Genomic DNA, 2,728 nt, shown 5'->3' with positions numbered 1-2,728 from the left:
CTTATCACGTTAGGTTATCCAAATGAGAGTTTAATGGTGACGAGGAAAAAAAACTCTTGGATTAAGAAAGACATTAGCAAAACGTGACTGCTTGCTGCTAACGTTGTTGTGTATGGTTAGTTGCGTGGTTGGGCAACTAAGTTAGCAAACTTTAACGAACCTGTGAATATTCCGCAGGAATATTCGCAAGTAGGGAAGAACCTAGCAATTAATTATACACGGTGTTGTAAGCAGTTTTTATTTCAGTTTATGTTTTACGAATTCAACGATTCTTTGAAAGTTCTGACTTCCAACTTCATTTTCTCCAATTATCATTATGTCACCTTTATCTGGTTCCAAAATCATAAGTAAATTCGATTTCATTACTTTAAATCCTTTGAATTCAGTCCATTTTATATCACGCGTTATATTTTTGTCAGCGTATTCTATAGAGTCATCTTTAAATTCAAAAATTCCGTTTCCATAGTTAGATTCCACTTCCACAACTTTTTCTTTTATTTTCTCAAAATAGGTGCTTTTGAGTTTATTGTATAATTGAAATTTAGGGTAGGCTTTGATTATGTAGAAAATTCCCATAAGTATGAATACAAAGCCAAGATTCGATTTACCGATTATAATTGAAATTCCGATTAATGTTGACGTTAATCCAACTATTAATGATTCCCTTGCGTCTTTTAGATAAGGTTTATAAATAAATGGAATTATCAGTTCGGTTTGATTTAAATAAATATCAGAATTAAAGGGTATTTCGAATTTCAAGTTAAGTTTGGTTAAATTGCTTACAACGTGTTTGTGTATGGTTAGTTGCGTGGTTAAGCAACTAATTTAGTAAACTTTCACGAACCTGAGAATATTCCGAAGGAATATTCCAGATGAGCACTTACAAAGCAATTAATTATACACGGTGTTGCCAACAGTATTTATTTTTCAATCCAATTTTCATTCCGTTTGACTTGGTCATTCATTGATAAATAATGTATAGCCAAAATCAACTGGATATTTGGGTCATTTAAGTCAAAATGTTTTTTATCTGTTAATACATTCCAATAGCTAATATCTAAACCTCCAAAATCTCCAGATGCTTCTATTCTTTCCGCATATTTAGCAATTCTTGCATTATTTTTACCAAAGTCAGAAAGATAATTTTGATATTTCCCAATTGCATTAGCACATATACTTTTTTTCTCCTCGTCGGTTTTAAAATTTACAGATTTACAAATCATCCAAATCTCATCAAACGTAGATTTCGAAATTCTTTCGTATAGTTTTTTCTGTTTGTCAAAGTCAATCTTTGTCCAAATTCCAACTCCAGAAGCCTGCAAAGAATCGTGATTTGTTTGTTCATAGCATAATTTAAAGTCAGATTCACAAACTTGATTCAAAAAAAACTTTCTGATTTCAGTCAAGTCCGACAGTTGTTCACTCGAAAAGTTAGCTTTCAATTCAGATTCTGAATATTTACTGTTACAAGACAGAAAACTCGGTATAATCAATAAATAAATAAGGATTCTGATAGTGTTTTTCATATTGTTGGCAACGTGTTTGTGTATGGTTAGTTGCGTGGTTGAGCAACTAAGTTAGCAAACTTTTACGAACCCGTGAAAATTCCGCAGGAATTTTCGCAAGTAAGCTCTAAAAAGCAATTAATTATACACGGTGTTAGCACCAGTATTTTTTTTCGTATTCATTCGATAGACTAAATATAAAAATACAATTAGAATCATTATAATCTTAAAAATTAATACTAATAGGTTATCTCCATTTATAAATACGTCCGATGATGTTGTTATTAAAGTCAAAGTCTGCGAATAAATCACAATTCCGATACAGACCAAAGAGAATATTAATTGATTTTTAAAATTCAATCCAATAACAATACCGAAGCAAACCAGAAATAAAGTCAAAAAGCTATTTAAGTATCGTGCGTTTTTTGTCCAATTAGATTTTCTTAACTGCCTTGTCAAAAACTCATTTTTTCTTATTTCGTTTTTTAATTGGAATAAGTCTCTACGATTATATTCGGTTGTCACTTTGTTTTCTGAGATTCCATATTCGTTAAGTTCCTTTTGAGAAAAATCGTTTTGAACTATGCTGTCTGGAATTTTTTTAAACAACTCAGATATTTTTTCCTTTTGAGATTTATCTTCAGTTTTTAAAGAGTCAGAATATTGATTGATAAGTCCAATACTCATCATATCAACATTTGTTTTTTTATATTCGGTAGCTTTTTCAATTCTCTCTTGCGAAGTAAATGGTACTTTTCTTGCGTTTTCATATCTGTCCAAAAACGATGTCATTCGTAGATTTGGCACCATATTGTTAGATAGAAAAAATATTAGTCCACTAAAAATTAAGGAAACTATAATTCCAAATTCGAAAATTTTTGAGATAGTAATTTTCTCTTTTACTAATTCCGCTGTAACCAAAATTAAGGCAATGAAAATTCCAAAATTAATTACTGCTGGTATCTGATTGAAACTAAAAAGTATTCCATTCGTTAGGTCAAATCCAAATTCATTAAAATATAAGCTGATGGTCTCAACGACTAAAAATAAGTAGTAAACTAAAGCACTTATTATAAAATATGATATGAATTTTTGCAGGATTTTTGTCATATTGGTGCTAACGTGTTTGTGTATGGTTAGTTGCGTGGTTAGGCAACTAAGTTAGTAAACATTTACGAACCCGTGAAAATTCCGCAGGAATTTTCGCAAGTAGTGACGAACAT

The 2,728-nt window shown here is 30.7% G+C and carries 3 protein-coding genes; all 3 read right to left on the bottom strand.

Annotation, left to right across the window (positions count from 1 at the left end):
- Window positions 1-237: 237 nt before the first annotated feature.
- Entirely contained in the window at window positions 238-759 is a 522-nt protein-coding gene (locus ACFQ13_RS01805; RefSeq protein WP_386113412.1) for a hypothetical protein, read from the bottom strand.
- A gap of 161 nt (window positions 760-920) precedes the next feature.
- On the bottom strand, window positions 921-1,526 hold the full coding sequence (locus ACFQ13_RS01800) for a hypothetical protein (protein WP_386113410.1): 606 nt from the start codon (window positions 1,524-1,526) through the stop codon (window positions 921-923).
- A 117-nt stretch (window positions 1,527-1,643) separates the two neighbouring features.
- Complete coding sequence (locus tag ACFQ13_RS01795) at window positions 1,644-2,615, bottom strand: hypothetical protein (protein ID WP_386113408.1); 972 nt, start codon at window positions 2,613-2,615, stop codon at window positions 1,644-1,646.
- Window positions 2,616-2,728: the final 113 nt, after the last annotated feature.

The sequence above is a fragment of the Winogradskyella rapida genome (assembly GCF_042675845.1).
Taxonomy (GTDB): Bacteria; Bacteroidota; Bacteroidia; order Flavobacteriales; family Flavobacteriaceae; genus Winogradskyella; species Winogradskyella rapida.
Note: the sequence above shows the minus strand (reverse complement) of the source record. Positions and strands in the feature narration are given on the sequence as shown.